This is a genomic window from Candidatus Litorirhabdus singularis (genome assembly GCF_026262625.1).
Lineage (GTDB): Bacteria > Pseudomonadota > Gammaproteobacteria > Pseudomonadales > Halieaceae > Litorirhabdus > Litorirhabdus singularis.
On the sequence record NZ_SHNN01000001.1, the window covers coordinates 298,567 to 315,248 of the forward strand.

The 16,682-nt window shown below is 56.3% G+C and carries 18 protein-coding genes; 8 read left to right on the top strand and 10 right to left on the bottom strand.

The annotated features are described in order from the left end of the window. Positions 1-10 precede the first annotated feature (10 nt). Entirely contained in the window at positions 11-1,627 is a 1,617-nt protein-coding gene (locus EYC98_RS01435; RefSeq protein WP_279243519.1) for a hypothetical protein, read from the top strand. Between the two features lie 24 nt (positions 1,628-1,651). On the opposite strand, the gene EYC98_RS01440 is transcribed toward EYC98_RS01435, so the two are convergent. From EYC98_RS01440 to EYC98_RS01465, 6 genes are all read right to left on the bottom strand, one after another. Continuing rightward, entirely contained in the window at positions 1,652-2,869 is a 1,218-nt protein-coding gene (locus tag EYC98_RS01440) for a heme biosynthesis HemY N-terminal domain-containing protein (protein ID WP_279243520.1), read from the bottom strand. A 3-nt stretch (positions 2,870-2,872) separates the two neighbouring features. Further along, complete coding sequence (locus EYC98_RS01445) at positions 2,873-4,141, bottom strand: uroporphyrinogen-III C-methyltransferase (RefSeq protein WP_279243521.1); 1,269 nt, start codon at positions 4,139-4,141, stop codon at positions 2,873-2,875. Next, complete coding sequence (locus EYC98_RS01450; RefSeq protein WP_320415535.1) at positions 4,125-4,910, bottom strand: uroporphyrinogen-III synthase; 786 nt, start codon at positions 4,908-4,910, stop codon at positions 4,125-4,127. The genes EYC98_RS01445 and EYC98_RS01450 overlap by 17 nt, the downstream gene beginning before the upstream one ends. Next, positions 4,907-5,833 carry a hydroxymethylbilane synthase gene (hemC, locus tag EYC98_RS01455; protein WP_279243522.1) on the bottom strand — a complete coding sequence of 309 codons (927 nt, stop codon included), beginning with the start codon at positions 5,831-5,833 and terminating at the stop codon, positions 4,907-4,909. The genes EYC98_RS01450 and hemC overlap by 4 nt, the downstream gene beginning before the upstream one ends. Positions 5,834-5,917: 84 nt before the next feature. Beyond that, positions 5,918-6,643, bottom strand: coding sequence for a LytR/AlgR family response regulator transcription factor (locus EYC98_RS01460; protein ID WP_279243523.1), 726 nt, complete (start codon positions 6,641-6,643; stop codon positions 5,918-5,920). Next, positions 6,640-7,698: a sensor histidine kinase gene (locus EYC98_RS01465; protein ID WP_279243524.1), complete on the bottom strand. Its 1,059-nt coding sequence runs from the start codon at positions 7,696-7,698 to the stop codon at positions 6,640-6,642. Before EYC98_RS01465 ends, EYC98_RS01460 begins: the two co-directional genes overlap by 4 nt. 95 nt (positions 7,699-7,793) lie before the next feature. On the opposite strand from EYC98_RS01465, the gene argH reads away from it, so the two are divergent. Beyond that, a complete protein-coding gene (gene argH / locus EYC98_RS01470; protein ID WP_279243525.1) occupies positions 7,794-9,197 on the top strand; it encodes an argininosuccinate lyase in 1,404 nt (467 codons plus the stop codon). Positions 9,198-9,250: 53 nt separating this feature from the next. On the opposite strand, the gene cyaY is transcribed toward argH, so the two are convergent. After that, the gene (gene cyaY, locus EYC98_RS01475; protein ID WP_279243526.1) at positions 9,251-9,568 is read right to left on the bottom strand and encodes an iron donor protein CyaY; all 318 of its coding nucleotides are present in this window, start codon (positions 9,566-9,568) and stop codon (positions 9,251-9,253) included. A 96-nt stretch (positions 9,569-9,664) separates the two neighbouring features. Here cyaY and lptM point away from each other — a divergent pair, with 96 nt between their 5' ends. The 6 genes from lptM (at position 9,665) to EYC98_RS01500 (ending at position 14,482) form a co-directional block, all read left to right on the top strand. Beyond that, positions 9,665-9,817 (top strand): LPS translocon maturation chaperone LptM, encoded by a 153-nt coding sequence (gene lptM / locus EYC98_RS21695; protein ID WP_420887155.1) that lies wholly within the window; start codon positions 9,665-9,667, stop codon positions 9,815-9,817. Between the two features lie 12 nt (positions 9,818-9,829). Continuing rightward, on the top strand, positions 9,830-11,086 hold the full coding sequence (lysA, locus tag EYC98_RS01480) for a diaminopimelate decarboxylase (protein ID WP_279243527.1): 1,257 nt from the start codon (positions 9,830-9,832) through the stop codon (positions 11,084-11,086). 246 nt (positions 11,087-11,332) lie between these two features. Further along, on the top strand, positions 11,333-12,163 hold the full coding sequence (gene dapF, locus EYC98_RS01485; RefSeq protein ID WP_279243528.1) for a diaminopimelate epimerase: 831 nt from the start codon (positions 11,333-11,335) through the stop codon (positions 12,161-12,163). Continuing rightward, positions 12,160-12,858, top strand: coding sequence for a DUF484 family protein (locus EYC98_RS01490; RefSeq protein WP_279243529.1), 699 nt, complete (start codon positions 12,160-12,162; stop codon positions 12,856-12,858). The genes dapF and EYC98_RS01490 overlap by 4 nt, the downstream gene beginning before the upstream one ends. Further along, the gene (gene xerC, locus EYC98_RS01495) at positions 12,851-13,759 is read left to right on the top strand and encodes a tyrosine recombinase XerC (RefSeq protein WP_279243530.1); all 909 of its coding nucleotides are present in this window, start codon (positions 12,851-12,853) and stop codon (positions 13,757-13,759) included. Before EYC98_RS01490 ends, xerC begins: the two co-directional genes overlap by 8 nt. 3 nt (positions 13,760-13,762) lie before the next feature. Continuing rightward, entirely contained in the window at positions 13,763-14,482 is a 720-nt protein-coding gene (locus EYC98_RS01500; RefSeq protein WP_279243531.1) for an HAD family hydrolase, read from the top strand. A 111-nt stretch (positions 14,483-14,593) separates the two neighbouring features. Here the strand turns inward: EYC98_RS01500 and glnK (EYC98_RS01505) are convergent, their stop codons facing one another. From glnK (EYC98_RS01505) to glnK (EYC98_RS01515), 3 genes are all read right to left on the bottom strand, one after another. Then, positions 14,594-14,932, bottom strand: a complete 339-nt coding sequence (glnK, locus tag EYC98_RS01505) for a P-II family nitrogen regulator (RefSeq protein ID WP_279243532.1) — start codon at positions 14,930-14,932, stop codon at positions 14,594-14,596. 148 nt (positions 14,933-15,080) lie between these two features. Beyond that, a complete protein-coding gene (locus EYC98_RS01510) occupies positions 15,081-16,316 on the bottom strand; it encodes an ammonium transporter (protein ID WP_279243533.1) in 1,236 nt (411 codons plus the stop codon). A 26-nt stretch (positions 16,317-16,342) separates the two neighbouring features. After that, positions 16,343-16,681, bottom strand: coding sequence for a P-II family nitrogen regulator (gene glnK, locus EYC98_RS01515; protein ID WP_279243534.1), 339 nt, complete (start codon positions 16,679-16,681; stop codon positions 16,343-16,345). Position 16,682 lies beyond the last annotated feature (1 nt).

The window sequence follows — 16,682 nt, forward strand, 5'->3', positions numbered from 1 at the left end:
AGCACCAGCCATGAGAACATCCACCCGCTATAGCGTACTCTTTTTCACAGTCCTGCTGGTGATATACCTGCTGGCACTGGACGACATTGCCAAGCCGCTGTTCGAGCGCCAGGCCAGTGCCATGTATGGTGCCGAAGTCAGCATTGATCGCATGAAGATATCACCCTTCGTTGGCAAGGTGACCTTGTTTGATTTGCAGGTCGCAGATCGCACTAACCCCTGGCGCAATCTGGCAAGCGCCGAACGTACCTACTTTGATATCGACATGTTAAAGCTCGCCAAGGATGAGTTAGAACTGGATTCGTTGGTCATCGACGGCTTCGTAGTCTTCGCGCCGCGTACTACCGAGGCAGAGATTTTAAGACCGCTGCTGGCCGCCGAGAGCGACTTGGCAAGATCTACCCTGCCAGACCCGCAGACCGACAATCTCGATCAGCTGACAGCCAGATATCAGGCTGCTTTTGAGGCTGACCTGCAGCAATTGCGACAGACCTTTATTGTCGCCGAGGGAAAATGGCTGCAGGCTATCGCCAGCTTGCCTGATGGCGCCACCCTGAATGCCTACCAGAGCCAGTTGGAAGCGCTACCCCGAGCCTCGGATGGGAGCCTCACGGACCCGGCCGCAGTCATGCAGGCAAGATCCATACACGCGGAGATTGCTGCTGAACTGGCCCGAGTGGAGGAGTTGCGAGCGGATTTCATAGGCGAAGTCGAAGCACTCTCAATGTTGCTTGATAAGGCTCCGGAGCTGGCAGCAACGCACACGCAGCGTCTGCTCAGTGATCGTGGCATGAATACAGAGCAAGTCGCCAGACTGGCCAATCAATTGCTGCGCGGTGACCTCACCGGCGTGCTCCAACAAGTGCTGGCCCCGATTGCTTTCTCCAACGCGGGCAGCATCACTGAGACCGGCGTAATGCCTATCTACATTGCCAATGCCACTATCAACGGACCGCTGCTGCCATCCGCCAAAAACTCACAGGTACAGGGCACCTTGCAAGATTTCGTGTGGCCACTGCAGTTGGCCAGCAAGCCGGCAACGCTGACCCTGTCGGGTACCGGCGCCGGCGGCGGCAGCCTGCAATTACGAGCCCAGGTAGACCACAGCGACCAGACCGACGATACCGTCAGTGTGGAAATTGTAGACCTGATGTTGAGAGACATGAGACTGGAAGGCAACCCACAGCTGGATATAGTCATGCAGCGGGCTCGAGCTTCCATCAGCGGCACACTAACCGCGCGCGGCGAAGTGCTCAGCGGCGAAATAGTACAACGCTATACAGAGGCCGATCTGACCACCAGTCTCGCCGATGATGCGGGTGAGGCGGCGCAACTGATTGCAGCCATTTTAGACTCTACCGATGCTTTCGCTATGCGACTGAGCTTTGCCGGTACCGTTACCTCTCCACAGATCAGGTTTACGTCAGATATGGATACGCGCGTGGAACAGGCGATCAGCGAACGCCTGAAGAGTCAGATAAGTGAGTTCAGCGAGCAATTGGGTCAGCGCTTTCGCAGCGAAGTGGGACCTGAAATAGATAGCGCCAGAGACCGGATAGAACAGCTGCAGAAGCTGGATGCCGCGCTGCAACTCAGCCTGCAGCGGCTTGGCGAGCTACAGGATTAACGGCCCGCGGCTGCTTTACTCAGCCTAGGTCTGGCCAGCAGAGGGCTGCGGCAAGTCTGGCAGGGAGTAATGCCGGAGCAACCCATTTCGATACTCTTGCGCACTTTTTTCACGCATTCCCAGGCTAAATAACAAGCGCGCCAGCTCGGCATTACCTTCGGCTGTTGGGCGCGAGCCCTGCGCCTTTTCAAAATATTCTCTTGCCTGACCCCAAAGCTTATTTGACAGCGCCAAGCGGCCCAGGCACAGCAACAGATCGGCATCATTAGGGTGCTTTTTCAACCAGCCCTCTGCTACCGCCAGTCGCTTGCCTGCATCTTTCCCGGGTAGGATAACGCCATACAGTCGCACCAGCTCAGCGTTCCACTGTTGTTTCAGGGTGCGACGCAGCAGTTTTTCAATGGACACAGTGGCACCAGCGGTCATTGCCCTATCGCAGTAGGCCGCGACAAAGCCGGCGTCGGCACGCACCGACTCGGAACACCCGTTCCATACTTGCTCCAGTGCTGCCACATCAGAGTCAGCATCCTGCAGCAAACCGGTGCACGTGGCCAGATCCAAAACCTGCCGCTGCGGCTCATCGAACAGTTCAAACTTACGCACCTCAGCCATCAATGGTTGCAGCTTCTGCCAGTCACCCAATACGTGCAGCGCGCGCACTAACATACCTAGAATGCGAGTATCTTTGGGGTAGGCCAGACGCAAGCCCTCCAGCACCTGGGCCGCGGCAGCGGTCTGCCCGGAATCCAGTAAGAGTTCGGCGCGCGATATACCCACCGCTTTGGTGGCTTTAGCGTCAATACGTTCGGCGGCCGCCAGATAGCGCTCAGCCTTATCGTTTTCGCCATTGGCCCGGCTCGCGCGTGCTGCCAACAGGTAGTTTACCGCTGGGCTGTCAGAGTCTTCTGCCGCGCGCACCAGTTCGCGACTGGCCCGCGCCCAATTGCCTTCCATGTAGTTAATCAGCCCAAATCCGGTAAGCCGACGACCCCGGGCCAAACGTCTATCGCCCAGCCACAAAGACAAATAGCCGCGGCTGGCCATCAGTCGCCGCAACAAACGCAGCAGGCCATACACCGCAAAATTGAGCAGCAGCAGCAGGAACAGCCCGACCCAGATACTGGTCTCCAGCGTGAAATTTTCATAGGACAGCAATACGTAGCCGGGGTCGGACTCGATCAAAGCCACCAACCCGACGCCGCCCAGCAGAGCGATAATGACCCAGAGGAACATGCGCCGCATGACTCAGCTTCCCCCTGAGGCGAGATGGCGAGTATTTATCACGGTTTTGACTGCCATCATTGAAGTGCTGATATCCGGATAACTGCGGGTCACCGTCACCCCCGCCAAGGCCTCCAACTCAGTATCCAGCGCCGCTACACCGGCAGTATCCTGATTGAAAAACTCCGCCAGCCAAAAGCGACAATTGGTAAGACTCTGCTGATACAACTGCTGGTTACCAGACAACAACGCTGCCCGTGATTGCTCCAGCAACATGCGCAGATTCTGCCTGACCAGTTGCTCCCACTGCGGGCCCATCATGGGTTCGTAGGGCGTATCACGCCGGTTAATCACAATATAGCGCGAGAGTTTCGAACCCGCCGAATCGACTCCCTGTTGCAGTCGCTGCTGCCAATCGCCGCTGGGAGCAGGCCCGGTGGTCAGCGCATCCTGCTCCGGTAGTTCGAACAAGCGCAAAGCGTCGATCTGTCCCACCAGTGCCTGTAAACGCAGCCAGGTTCCTTCCACATCGACTGCCGGTACGGCACGCAGTGCGGCCAGATCGGCGGCGATGGCGGCGCGCACTGACAGCAGGTCTGCAGAATCCAGTTCCAGCAATATCTGGTCAGCACTCTGCAGCAAGGCTTTGGCGCTGCGTACATCTGCCGCCATTATGATGCGCTGATTGGCTAACCGCAGCAGATACTCCGACTCGGCCAACATCCAGTCTGAACGATCCGTAGTCGCATACTCCAGCAAGCGCTCACGTTGATTGTTCTGGCCATCCTGCAATGCCGCAAAACGCTGCTCATAATCAGCTGTGCTTTGTTCCAGCTGCCGTTGCAGCCGTTGTTGCTGGGCCGAAAGGTTCTCGCCTATCTCTCGCTGCTGCACCGCCGCCGACTGCTGCAACGCCGCCAGTTGATTTTGTAACCGGTTCAAGTCAGCCGTAAGGTCGGCTGTTGGTTCCAACAGCTGCCCCTGATAGAACATCCAGCCGCTGCCACCCGCAGCAGCAAGCGCCAGCAACAGTGCTACTACCGCAAGCAGCACTGCAGCACCTGATTTACGCGCAGGTGCGGCTTCTAGCGTAGGTACGGTCGTCGCAACAGCAGGCTCGTCCAACCGTGTGCTCGGCTCATCCGACTCTACGATGGTCGTCGCGATATCACTTTCTTCGGTGTCCGCAGCAGCGGACTGATTCGCTTCCGACAGTGCCTCATCTTCTGAAGCATCTGCAGAGTCAGCGGCATCGGTACGCTCGTTGTCAGGTTTTTTATCTGTTTCTTCCACTTTTAACCTCTCCGGCCAGCCGTTGCGCCAGCGCCTCCAGCATCGCTCCGTCGGTAGCGTTCCCGGCCACCTCAATATTGGTAAACCCCAGTTCACCAGCCAACCCGGCAACTCGCTGCCCAGGCACCACCAACAGACTGTCCAGTCCGCCCTGTGCAGCGCCTCTGTTCAGCAATGACACCATATTGTGCAAAGATTCGCCACTATTGACCAACATCGCCAGCGGGCGCGGCTCCCCCAAGAGTTGCTGCAGCTCAACATCGGTATACCAAAAGGGCAAGCGCCGATACACCGGCAGTGTAGTTACCGCCGCCCCGCGCGCCTGCAATTGCTGCTGCAAATGCTCACGCCCACCTTCGCCCTTCACAATGAGCACGCGCTCCCCGTGACTGTTCGCCAAACCAGGCAGCGCCAATAGGCCTTCACTGGTCATGGCCTCAAGCGGATACGCCGCGGTCACTCCGTAGCTCTGCAATAAACCCGCTGATGCTGCCCCGACACAGTAACAGCTCAGCTCTGCCGGCAGCTCAGACCAACGCTGATTGATACGGTCCATACCCACCCGCACGGCATTCGCGCTAACAAAGATGAGGTGACTAAAACTAGCCAGTTGTTCCAGCGCTTGCTGCGCCTCGTAGGATAGGGTTTGCAACGCCTCTATAACCAGCAGCGGCATTTCCCTTGGCTCCAGACCTAGTGCTTTGACTCCCGCGCAAAGAGCTTCATTTTGCCCCTGCGGGCGAGTCACTAAAACCGTAGGGAAACTCACACGTCACGCAGGATGTCTGCGGCACCCTGTTCAAGCAATTGCTCAGCCACTTGCAGGCCCAACTGCTCAGCATCTGCAGCTGTCGCATAACCTTCCGCCCGCAAAATTTCGCTTCCATCACTGCGACCCACCAGTGCTCGCAGCCAGATTTGATCACTCTCGCCGGCAACATACTGCGCAAAACTGGCAATAGGAACCGAGCAGCCGCCCTGCAGGCGGGTATTCACCGCCCGCTCAGCAATCACACAATGGGCACTGGCGTGGTGATGCAAGGGCGCCAGCAGTGCAGCGGTGGCGGTATCTGCGCTGCGCAATTCAATGCCCACGGCGCCCTGGCCACCAGCAGGTAGCGAAAAGTCCAACGGCAGGCGCTGACGGATACGTTCAGCCATCTGCAGTCGCAACAGGCCAGCCGATGCCAAAATAATGGCATCATATTCATTTTCATCCAGCTTGCGCAGCCGGGTATTGACGTTGCCGCGCAAAAACTTCACCTGCAGATCAGCGCGACTGGCGCGCAGCTGGCACTCCCGGCGCAGGCTTGATGTACCCACCACGGAGCCCGCGGGCAGTTCATCGATACTGGCGTAACGGTTACTGACGAAAGCGTCTGAGGGATCTTCACGTTCACAAATGACAGCCAACTCGAGCCCGGCAGGGAACTCCATCGGTACGTCTTTCATTGAATGCACCGCAATATCGGCACGACCTTCAAGCAAAGCTGTTTCCAGCTCCTTGACGAACAGACCCTTACCGCCGACCTTCGCCAACGGCAAATCCAGTATTTGGTCCCCGCGTGAAGTCATGCCCAATAGCTTCACCTGCAATCCCGGGTGCGCCGCCTCCAATCGGGCTTTAACATACTCGGCCTGCCACAGCGCCAACTGACTCTCACGGGTAGCTATTATCACGGTGTTAGACATTCTTCTTTGAGGTAACCTGAGCTGCGGGGAAACAGCCGTCATTCTACGGCAGCAGACCCTGAATGTCGCATCCCTGTGATGACCTTAACGCGTCCGCAAACGTTCCTTAACGCTAGCCAGGTGACGCCGGCTAACCTGCGGTGCGATAGCGCTATCCGCCAGTTGCACGTGCCAGCCCTGATTGGAGTCACGGCGCAGACCCAACACATGCTCAACCGCCACCAGTGCATTGCGATGCACCCGCAGCAATCGCTCACCAAACTCCTGTTCCAGCTCCTTCAGCGAATCTGGTATCAGCAGCTCCCCCCCGGTGTGATGCACCGTCACGTACTTGTCTCCGGCTATAAGGCAACGCACATCCTCTAACGGCACCATGTCTACACCACGATAAGAGGCAGCACTGATATGAGTTCGCCGCCCTTCGGCATTGGCCAGGGCATTCAACTGCAGACGATTAATACGGCTCGCACTTTCAATGGCTTCCGCCAGCTGTTCTTCCCGCACCGGTTTCAGTAAATAGGCTACGGCATGCTGCTGCAGAGCATCCAGTGCATAGCGGTCATAGGCGGTGCAAAAAATAATCGCGGGAGGCTGCTCTAACGCCTGCACTCGCCGGGCCACCTCTATGCCGTCAAGTCCCGGCATCCGAATGTCCAGTAGCAGCAGATCGGGTGTCTCGGAGCCAACGCACTCCAGCGCCTCAGTGCCGGTTGCAGCTTCGCTGAGAGTGGCCTCCGGTACCAGTTTGCGCAATAGCCTGAGCAAACGCTCGCGCGCCAGCAATTCATCATCCACCACCAGTATTTTCATGACCCGCCCCGCGCCGGCCACGCCAGTGTCACCTTGTGAAAAGAGGTCGAACGCTCAATATCGACGCTGGCATTATTTCCATACAGGACCGCCAGGCGCTGTCGTATATTGTCCAGCGCCATACTGTGGCCTGTTTGATGACCAGCACCTTGGTCAGCACCCGCAGGCGGAAGTGGGTTGCACACTACCACCCGTAACTGATCGCCACTGCGTCCCAGGGCTATTTCCACACAGCCTCCCTCGGGCAGGCGCGCTACACCATGGTAGACCGCATTTTCCACCAATGGCTGCAGAATAAGCGTTGGCATAAGCTGGGAGAGCAGCCCCTCGTCCACCTGCCAGTCGACGCGCAAACGATCACCCAGCCGAAGCTGTTCTATATCCAGATACAAGCGGCACAGGCGCAGCTCATCGGCGACACTGGTATCTTCGTTATCTTCCATCAAGCTAGCGCGAAACAGCTCTGAAAGATTCTCAACCGCTTTTTCAGCCTGCTGCGGACGCGATTCAATGAGGCTGGCAATACTGTTCATGCTATTGAACAGAAAATGGGGTCTGATGCGCGCTCGCAGAGCCTCTAGCCGAGCACCCAGTTCCGCCTGCTCCTGCAAGCGTACTTCCTGCTGCAAAAAGAAGTAGCGCAGCGTCACGCCGCCAATCACCAACGCCATCAGTTGATTGCGCACCACCCACCAACCATCCAGCATCGAGTAATCAATCGCCATCAGAAGATTGCGCGCAACCAGGCTGCACAGCACAGTAACGCATTGAATGATCGCCATACTGACCAACACCCCTGTCAGTAATTGCAGACGACCCAGGCTTTTGCGTGCTGCACACAACACAGCTGCGCACAACAGCACGATCCACTGCACAAACAGCGACGCAAGCGCCAACCCGGTCCAATCAAAGCTGGGTAGCTGGCTATCTCCCAGCACATACACCACCACCAGCAACTGTGCCAGGATGACCATAACAATGACCGACTCGGCACTGCACAGGTTGGGAATGTAGAAGTCGCGAGGTGATTCAACCCGCGTTTGCCCTGCGACCATGGGAAAAAGCCCCTTATTAGCGTCTCTGCTCAAATACTTAGCTGGTATACTTGCACTCTTAACCCTACTCAGCAAGCTCGGAGAGCCATACGTCAATGAGTAACAAGGATCAAACCAGTAAGCTCTGGGGTGGTCGCTTCAGTGAAGCCACCGACCAGTTTGTGCAGCGTTTTACCGCCTCGGTCAACTTTGACCAGCGTATGGCGCCTCAGGATATCCAGGGCTCACTGGCGCACGCCGCCATGCTGCATGGCATCGGTGTACTCAACGATCAGGAGCTGCAGGACATCGAGTCTGGCCTCGCCACTATTTTGGACGAAGTGAACGCGGGAACCTTCGCCTGGTCCGTGGCGCTGGAAGACGTACACATGAACATTGAAGCGCGACTGACTGAACTGATTGGAGTTGCAGGCAAAAAACTACATACCGGCCGCTCACGTAACGATCAGGTGGCTACCGATATCAGGCTGTACCTGCGCGCCGCGATCGACACCATCAGTCTGGAAATTGATCGGCTGCAGCAGGGCATCATTGATCTTGCCGAAACTCAGGCCGATACACTGATGCCCGGTTTTACGCACCTGCAAACCGCACAGCCGGTTGTCTTTGGCCATCACCTACTGGCCTGGAACGAGATGCTGCAGCGCGACTATGGACGCTTGCAGGACTGCCGTAGCCGACTTAATCAGTCGCCGCTGGGCGCAGCCGCTCTGGCAGGCACCACCTACCCTATAGACCGCGAGCAAACTGCGGCTGCGCTGGGATTCGACAAACCCACAGAGAACTCTTTGGACTCGGTATCGGACCGGGATTTCGCTATCGAATTCTGCAGTTTCGCCGCCCTGTTGCTAACCCACATGTCACGTATTTCCGAGGAATTGGTGCTGTGGACTTCGGCACAGTTTAACTTTATTGAGCTGCCAGACCGGTTTTGTACCGGCTCTTCTATCATGCCTCAGAAGAAAAACCCGGACGTTCCCGAGTTGGTCCGCGGCAAAGTCGGCCGCGTCAACGGTCACCTGGTCTCTTTGTTAACGCTGATGAAAAGCCAACCACTGGCCTACAACAAGGACAATCAGGAGGACAAAGAGCCCCTGTTCGACACAATCGATACGGTACTGGACTGCGTGCGCGCTTTCGCCGATATGATTCCGGCTATCATTCCGCAGAAAGATGTCATGCGCGAGGCCGCGCTGCGTGGATTTTCCACTGCGACCGATCTGGCAGATTACCTGGTCCGCGGCGGGCTGCCGTTTCGGGACGCACACGAGGTGGTGGGCATGGCAGTGGGACACGGGGTGGACACAGGCCTTGATCTGGCAGAGATGACTCTGGAGACACTACAGGGCTTCTGCCCCGATATTAGGGAAGACGTTTTTGAGGTTCTGACGCTGGAAGGCTCGGTAGCGGCTCGAGACCACCTTGGCGGCACCGCACCAGCGCAAGTCAGGGCGGCAGCAGAACGCGCGCGGGAAAAAGTGGCCTCACGCAGCCGCTAACGGCGGCTGTTACCCCTAACTGTTAACTACCGCTATTCATTCTTAGGTGGCGGTTAAAAACTGAATTCAACCCCAGCCTGCTCACGCATCTGCGTTGTCACAAACTCGCTGAACAAATCGCCGCTGCGGGTGCAGCGCCAGTCGCCGGCCGCCTCATCGTAGCTAAAGTGGTAACCGCCGCTGCGCGCCGCCACCCACAATTGGTGATTACCCAATTGTCGGCTAAACACCATGCTGGTGTCATTTTCAAAGGTTACCGTCAGCACACCACCGCTGGTTTCATAGTCGAGCTCGTCCGCCATTACGTCCAGAGCAAGCTCCAGCGTTTCCAGAGTCGACTCTACGCGACTGTTGAACTCAGATTCCTGCATGGGATTAACCGTCTGACCAAAAGACCGTCATCATAATGCCGCCTCGCGCGCGATACCACACAAAGGTATAATGCCCGCCGAATTCGGGGACCCACAATGCGCCTGCTACTAATTACTATCATACTGTGTATCGGACTAGCCGCTTGCGGCCAGATGGGCCCCCTATACATCCCGCAGGACGAAACGATGGCGCCAACGGCATCAGAGCCAGAGCCCACCGCAGACCCTGCCGCCCCCTCCACTGAATAGCGCAGCCTGCTGATGAATGACTTTACTTACCGCGACGGTGCACTGCACGCCGAAAATATTGCCCTCACCAAAATAGCTGAGGAGTTCGGCACGCCCGCCTATATTTACTCGCGAGCCTGCCTGGAACGCAATTTCCTCGCCTACCAACAGGCGTTAGACGGCGCCGACCACCTAATCTGCTATGCAGTGAAGGCAAACAGTAATCTGGCCGTTCTGGACACACTGGCGCGACTCGGCGCGGGCTTCGATATTGTCTCTATTGGCGAGTTGCAGCGAGTGCTGCAAGCCGGCGGAGATCCTGACAAAATCGTCTATTCAGGAGTCGCCAAAACCGCAACCGACATGCGCCAGGCACTGGCTGCCGGCATTCACTGTTTTAACGTAGAGTCGACGCCAGAACTAGAGATGCTCAATGAAGTGGCGGGGGAAATGCAGCGCAAGGCGCCGGTTTCCCTGCGTATTAATCCGGATGTAGATGCCCGCACCCACCCCTATATTTCCACCGGCTTGCGTGAAAACAAATTCGGCATTGCCATGGAGGAGGCCTTCGAGATCTATCAGCGTGCGGCGCAACTGCCACACCTGGAAGTGTTGGGCGTCGACTGCCACATAGGTTCGCAGCTAACCGAGATCAGCCCGTTTATCGACGCGCTGCAGCGCTTACTGACGCTAATTGACCAACTAGCGGAAGCAGGGGTGACTATTCGCCACCTCGACTTGGGTGGCGGGCTGGGCGTGCGCTATCGCGATGAACAGCCACCGGAAATTTCCGACTACATAGCAGCGCTGCGCTCCGAAGTGGGTGACCGCCCACTGCAACTACTATTTGAACCCGGTCGCTCGATAACCGCCAATGCCGGCGTCTTACTGACCACAGTCAACATCATCAAGCACAACAGCGTCAATAACTTCGCTATAGTCGATGCTGCTATGAACGACATGATTCGGCCGGCGCTCTATCAGGCATGGCTCGATATCGTCCCAATCAGTGAGGCGGGTAGCGGCGAGACAGCGCAATATGACGTGGTCGGACCCGTCTGTGAGACGGGTGATTTTCTCGGCAAAGAACGACATTTGGCCATTGCTGCTGGCGATCTGCTGGCGATCAAAGGCGCCGGCGCCTATGGTTTCACCATGAGCTCCAACTACAACAGCCGCACACGCGCCCCAGAAATAATGGTCGACGGTGATCAGTGCTATCTGGTGCGGGAGCGCGAAACCCTTGCCGACCTGTGGCGCGGTGAACACTTACTACCGGCGCCGAAATAACCTGACCAGACGGCTCTCTGTAGCGATCCAGCAAGCCTCCGCCCTGCTCCACTGGTACTTTGTCGCGCGAGAATATCGCCGAAACGGTGATACAATCGTCGCCAGAAACCGCCTCAGTTATCCGCCACCACAACCTGACGCGCATTTAAATCGACATAACGACCCATTAGCGCGGTAAAACCAAACTATAGCGGTCACGGAGGGGTTGGGTTTTGGCTAAGCCATACCCACACACAAAGAGCAGTCATGATTCTCAATTTCACCAAAATGCATGGCCTTGGCAATGACTTCGTTGTACTTGATCTGGTAACCCAGCATTTCAATCTGCGACCGCGCCATATTCGCAAGCTGGCCGACCGCCGCTTTGGTATTGGCTGTGATCAAGTACTAGTCGTAGAGCCACCGCAAGATCCGGACGTCGATTTTCGCTATCGCATTTACAACGCCGATGGCGATGAAGTAGAGCAGTGCGGCAACGGCGCCCGCTGCTTTGCCAGATTCGTGCGCGCCCGACGCCTCACCAACAAGCACAGCATCTCGGTAGAGACATCCGCCGGGATCATTCACTTGCGGGTTATTTCAGACAATCAGATTGAAGTCGACATGGGGCAGCCGGTATTAACGCCACAGGACATTCCTTTTCGCGCCGAGCAGCAGGCTCCCAGCTATGAGCTGCTGGTGGACGGTCAAAGTCTGTCTATTGGAGCCGTCTCTATGGGCAACCCCCATGCCGTCACTCGAGTCGATAATACCGACACTGCGGCGGTTGCACAGCTGGGTCCCCTGATTGAGCAACACCCTGATTTTCCGCGTAAGGTTAATGCCGGCTTTATGCAAGTTGTGTCACGCGGAGAGATCAATCTGCGTGTTTATGAGCGCGGAGTTGGCGAAACTCTCGCCTGCGGCACCGGCGCCTGCGCGGCCGTTGTGGCCGGCAATGTGCAAGGACTGCTCGACAACCACGTGAAGGTCAACCTACCCGGCGGTAGCCTAGAAATTGAATGGGCAGGCGCGGGTCATCCGGTTATTATGACCGGGCCAGCCACCACAGTATTTGAAGGAAGTGTGCGTCTATGAGTAATACTCAACCACAACCCCAGAGCGACGAGCTCGATGATGAAAGCGTGCGCGAATATCTGAAACAGCATGAAGACTTTTTCGAGCGCCACCCGGACATGCTCGACTATCTGCACATAAGCCACGGCTCCGGCTCGGCCGTATCACTGGTGGAGAAACAGGTCAGTGTACTGCGGGAGCGCAATATTGAAATGCGCAAACGAAACAATAATCTCACCAACCATGCCCGCACCAACGATAGTTTGTTCGCGAATACCCGCACGCTGGTGGTTGCCTTGTTGGAAGCAAAATCCAGAGCAGAACTGGCCGCTGCCTTCAATCACGCGATGAAAAACGATTTTGAGGTTGAGTACACCAGCTTTATCTTGTTTGGCGATCCCGCCGACAGCAGCGAGGGGTGCCGCATAGAATCAAGCGACAGCGCCAACATCGAAATCGGCTCAATGCTGAAAAACGGCAAAGCGACCTGCGGTACGCTTCGTAGAGAGGAGCTGAGCTACTTGTTTCCTGCAGCCGACAGTATCGGTTCGGCCGCAGTAATGCCTCTGGTGGCACAGACTGAACTTGGCGTTATTGCCGTCGGCAACAGTAATCCCAGCTACTACACCTCTAACATGGGCACTATGTTCCTCAATCACGTCGCCGAGGTGTTGGTCCGACTGCTACCCAAACTGGAAAGTAGTATCAGTGGCTGAGCCACTGGCGCAGCAGATCGCGGAGTTTTTATCCTATCTTCGCGATGCCCGCCAGTTGTCCAAGCACACTCTGAGTAACTACGGCCGCGACTTGCGCCGGCTGACAGGTTTTTGCGAAGAGCAACAACTCCAGAGCGCCATCAACATAGACAGTGCTGCCGTGCGCCGCTACTCCAGCGATCTACACCGTCGCGGCCTGGCCAGCGCTTCCATAGCGCGCAACCTGTCTGCCGTTCGCAGCCTGTTCAGCTATCTGGGGCGCGCGCATGGACTGGAGCACAATCCCGCCATAGGCGTGCAGGCACCGAAACGACCACGGCGCCTGCCCAAAACTTTGGACGCCGACCAAGTCACGCAACTACTGGCGGAGAATGGCGACGACCCCACCGCGCTGCGCGATCAGGCCATGGCGGAACTATTCTATTCTTCCGGCTTGCGTCTGGCCGAGTTAGCCGCGCTGGACATTAACGACATCGATCTTAACGAGGGTATGGTAACCGTCACCGGCAAGGGCAATAAAACCCGTAAGCTGCCTGTGGGGGGGCCGGCTCTGGCAGCTATCCGACGCTGGCTGGAATTGCGGCCCAAGCTGGACACTGAAGAAGCGGTGTTCACCAGTAATCGTGGACGCCGTATTAGCCACCGCAACATTCAGGCCCGGCTACAGCAATTAGGCCGCGGTAACGCGATGCAGCAAGACGTTCACCCGCACATGCTGCGCCACAGTTTTGCCAGTCATATGCTGGAATCGAGTGGTGACCTCAGGGCAGTGCAAGAGCTGCTCGGACATGCCAATATCTCGACCACACAAGTCTATACCCATCTGGACTTTCAACACTTGGCCAACGTCTATGACAAAGCCCACCCTCGCGCCCGCAAACGCCGCACGGACACCGACTGAAACATGCCCGCATCACCCATCAAACTGATTACCTTTGATCTGGACAACACCCTGTGGGACGTTGAGCCAGCACTGCTGCGCGCGGAACAGGCCCAGTACTTATGGCTGCAACAACATCGCCCGGCAGTAACGCGCAAGTTCAACCCTCAGGCCATGCGCGACTTCCGGGTCACTCACTACAAGCAACACCCTGAGCTGGCCCATCAGATAAGCGCCATCAGGATTAGTGCGGTGCAAGCCATGCTGCTGGCAGCTGGCTACGACAGTGACAACGCAAATGCCGGTGCTCAGGCGGCCTTCGATGTTTTTATGGAACTGCGCCACCAGGTGCAACCTTACGAGCAGGCGCTCGATGTGCTGCAGCAACTGTCCAAGGAGTACCAACTGGGCGCGCTGACTAACGGCAATGCTGACATATTCAAACTGGAACTGGGCGACTGCTTTGACTTTTCGTTCAGCGCCGAGCAAGTAGACGCCAGCAAACCGCTACCAGACATGTTTCATGCAGCCATGAGTGCTGCCCAGGTAGACAACCATCAGGTAGTTCATGTGGGGGATAATCCGCATCACGACATTTACGGTGCCAAACAGGTTGGCTTATTTACCGTATGGATGAACTCCGGCGACTGGCGCTGGCCTCGAGGCGAACCGGCTGACGAGGAAATCTCCAAACTGCAGCAATTACCAGACGCTATTCGCCGCATCGAAGCCAAGCTCGCCTGAGTAACGGCTGGACCCGCCAGGAACAAGTAGCTGACCCCTGACTAACGCGCATAAAAAACGGCGCGAACCGTCACCCAGTCTCGCGCCGTTTTTGTTACGCAGCAATGCAGGTCAGATGGCGTCTTCGCCAGTCTCTCCGGTGCGAATACGAATAACCTGTTCCAGTGAACTGACAAATATTTTGCCGTCGCCAATTTTGCCAGTACTGGCGGACTTGGTGATAGCATCAATCGCCGCGTCTACCTGACCGTCCGCAACTGCAATCTCCAGTTTGACCTTAGGCAAAAAATCCACCACATACTCAGCACCGCGATACAGCTCTGTGTGCCCTTTTTGACGCCCAAAACCCTTAACTTCGGTGGCGGTAATACCCTGTACCCCCATTTCCGACAGCGCGGTACGCACGTCATCCATCTTGAAAGGCTTAATGACTGCCGTAATCATTTTCATTGGTTATGCTCCTGGGGCGAAGATTCAGACGCTCCATTATCGTGGCTTTGCGCAGAATCGCAAGTAGCGCTGCGTACGCCTGAAAAAAGATAAAAAAAAAGGGGGCCCAAAGGGCCCCCAAAGACACGCATAACAATGCGCCCGCAAGCTATTTGGCAGTGATGAACTCCGGGTATGCTTCCATACCACATTCGGAGAGATCGACGCCTTCGTACTCTTCTTCCTCGCTGACACGGATTCCCATGACAACTTTCAAAATACCCCAGGTCACCAGGCTCGCACCAAATACCCATACAAAGATGGTAAGCGCGCCTACGATCTGACCGGTGAAGGATGAATCGCTATTAGTAACCGGTACCAACATCAGTCCCAGCAAACCGACCACTCCGTGAACTGAGATAGCACCAACCGGGTCATCAAGTTTCAGCTTATCCAGCATCAGGATTGAGAAGACAACCAGGGTACCGCCAGCGGCACCAAACAAGGTCGCCTGCAAGGCAGTAGGTGTTGAAGGCTCAGCGGTGATGGCGACCAGTCCGGCCAGAGCGCCGTTAAGTGCCATGGTCAAATCTGCCTTGCCAAACTTCAGCTGCGCAACAACCAATGCAGCAATCAAGCCACCGGCCGCAGCAGCATTGGTGTTCATAAACACAACCGCTACCGAGTTAGCGCTCTCTACGCTGGCAGTTGCCAGTACCGAGCCACCGTTAAAGCCGAACCAACCGAGCCAGAGGATAAAGGTACCCAAAGTCGCCAGCGGCAGGTTAGCACCGGGAATGGCGCGAATCGATCCGTCGGCACCGTATTTGCCTTTACGAGCACCCAGCAGCAGCACACCAGCCAGAGCAGCAGATGCGCCCGCCATGTGAACAATACCGGAGCCAGCAAAGTCAGAGAAGCCAAGGTCGCCAAGCGTGTACAGACCGAATACCGCATCGCCGTTCCAAGTCCAGGAACCTTGCAGTGGGTAGATGAGACCAGTCATCACTACGGCGAAGGCCAAGAACGCCCACAGCTTCATACGTTCCGCAACCGCGCCTGACACAATCGACATCGCAGTAGCAACAAACACTACCTGGAAGTAGAAGTCAGCCGAAGGGGCATAGGTTGCAGGCTCTTCAGCGCCAGCGACACCGTCACCGGTGATCCCGGACAGCAGGAAGTCGCCGCCATACATAATCATGTAACCGCAAACCATGTACATCGTGCAGGAGATCGCAAACAGTGCGACGTTTTTAGTCAATATCTCAGTGGTGTTTTTGGACCGTACCAGGCCCGCTTCGAGCATGGCAAAGCCTGCTGCCATCCACATAACCAGTGCACCGCAGATCAGGAAGTAGAACGTATCCAGAGCGTACTGTAATTCAAAAATTTGATTTTCCATGGGAGTATCTCTCTTCTGTCAGTGGGCTAGATCGCTTCTTCGCCGGTTTCACCGGTACGAATGCGAATGATCTGCTCCAGGGGCGCTACAAAGATTTTGCCGTCACCGATTTTTCCGGTATTGGCAGATTTGGTAATCGCTTCCAACGTCGCGTCAACGACACTGTCGGCTACCGCTATCTCTATTTTTACCTTGGGTAGAAAGTCCACAACGTATTCAGCACCACGGTAGAGTTCAGTGTGGCCCTTCTGCCGACCAAAACCTTTAACTTCCGTGACGGTAATACCTTGTACACCTATCTCGGAAAGGGCCTCTCGCACATCATCGAGTTTGAATGGCTTAACTACAGCCGTAATTAATTTCATA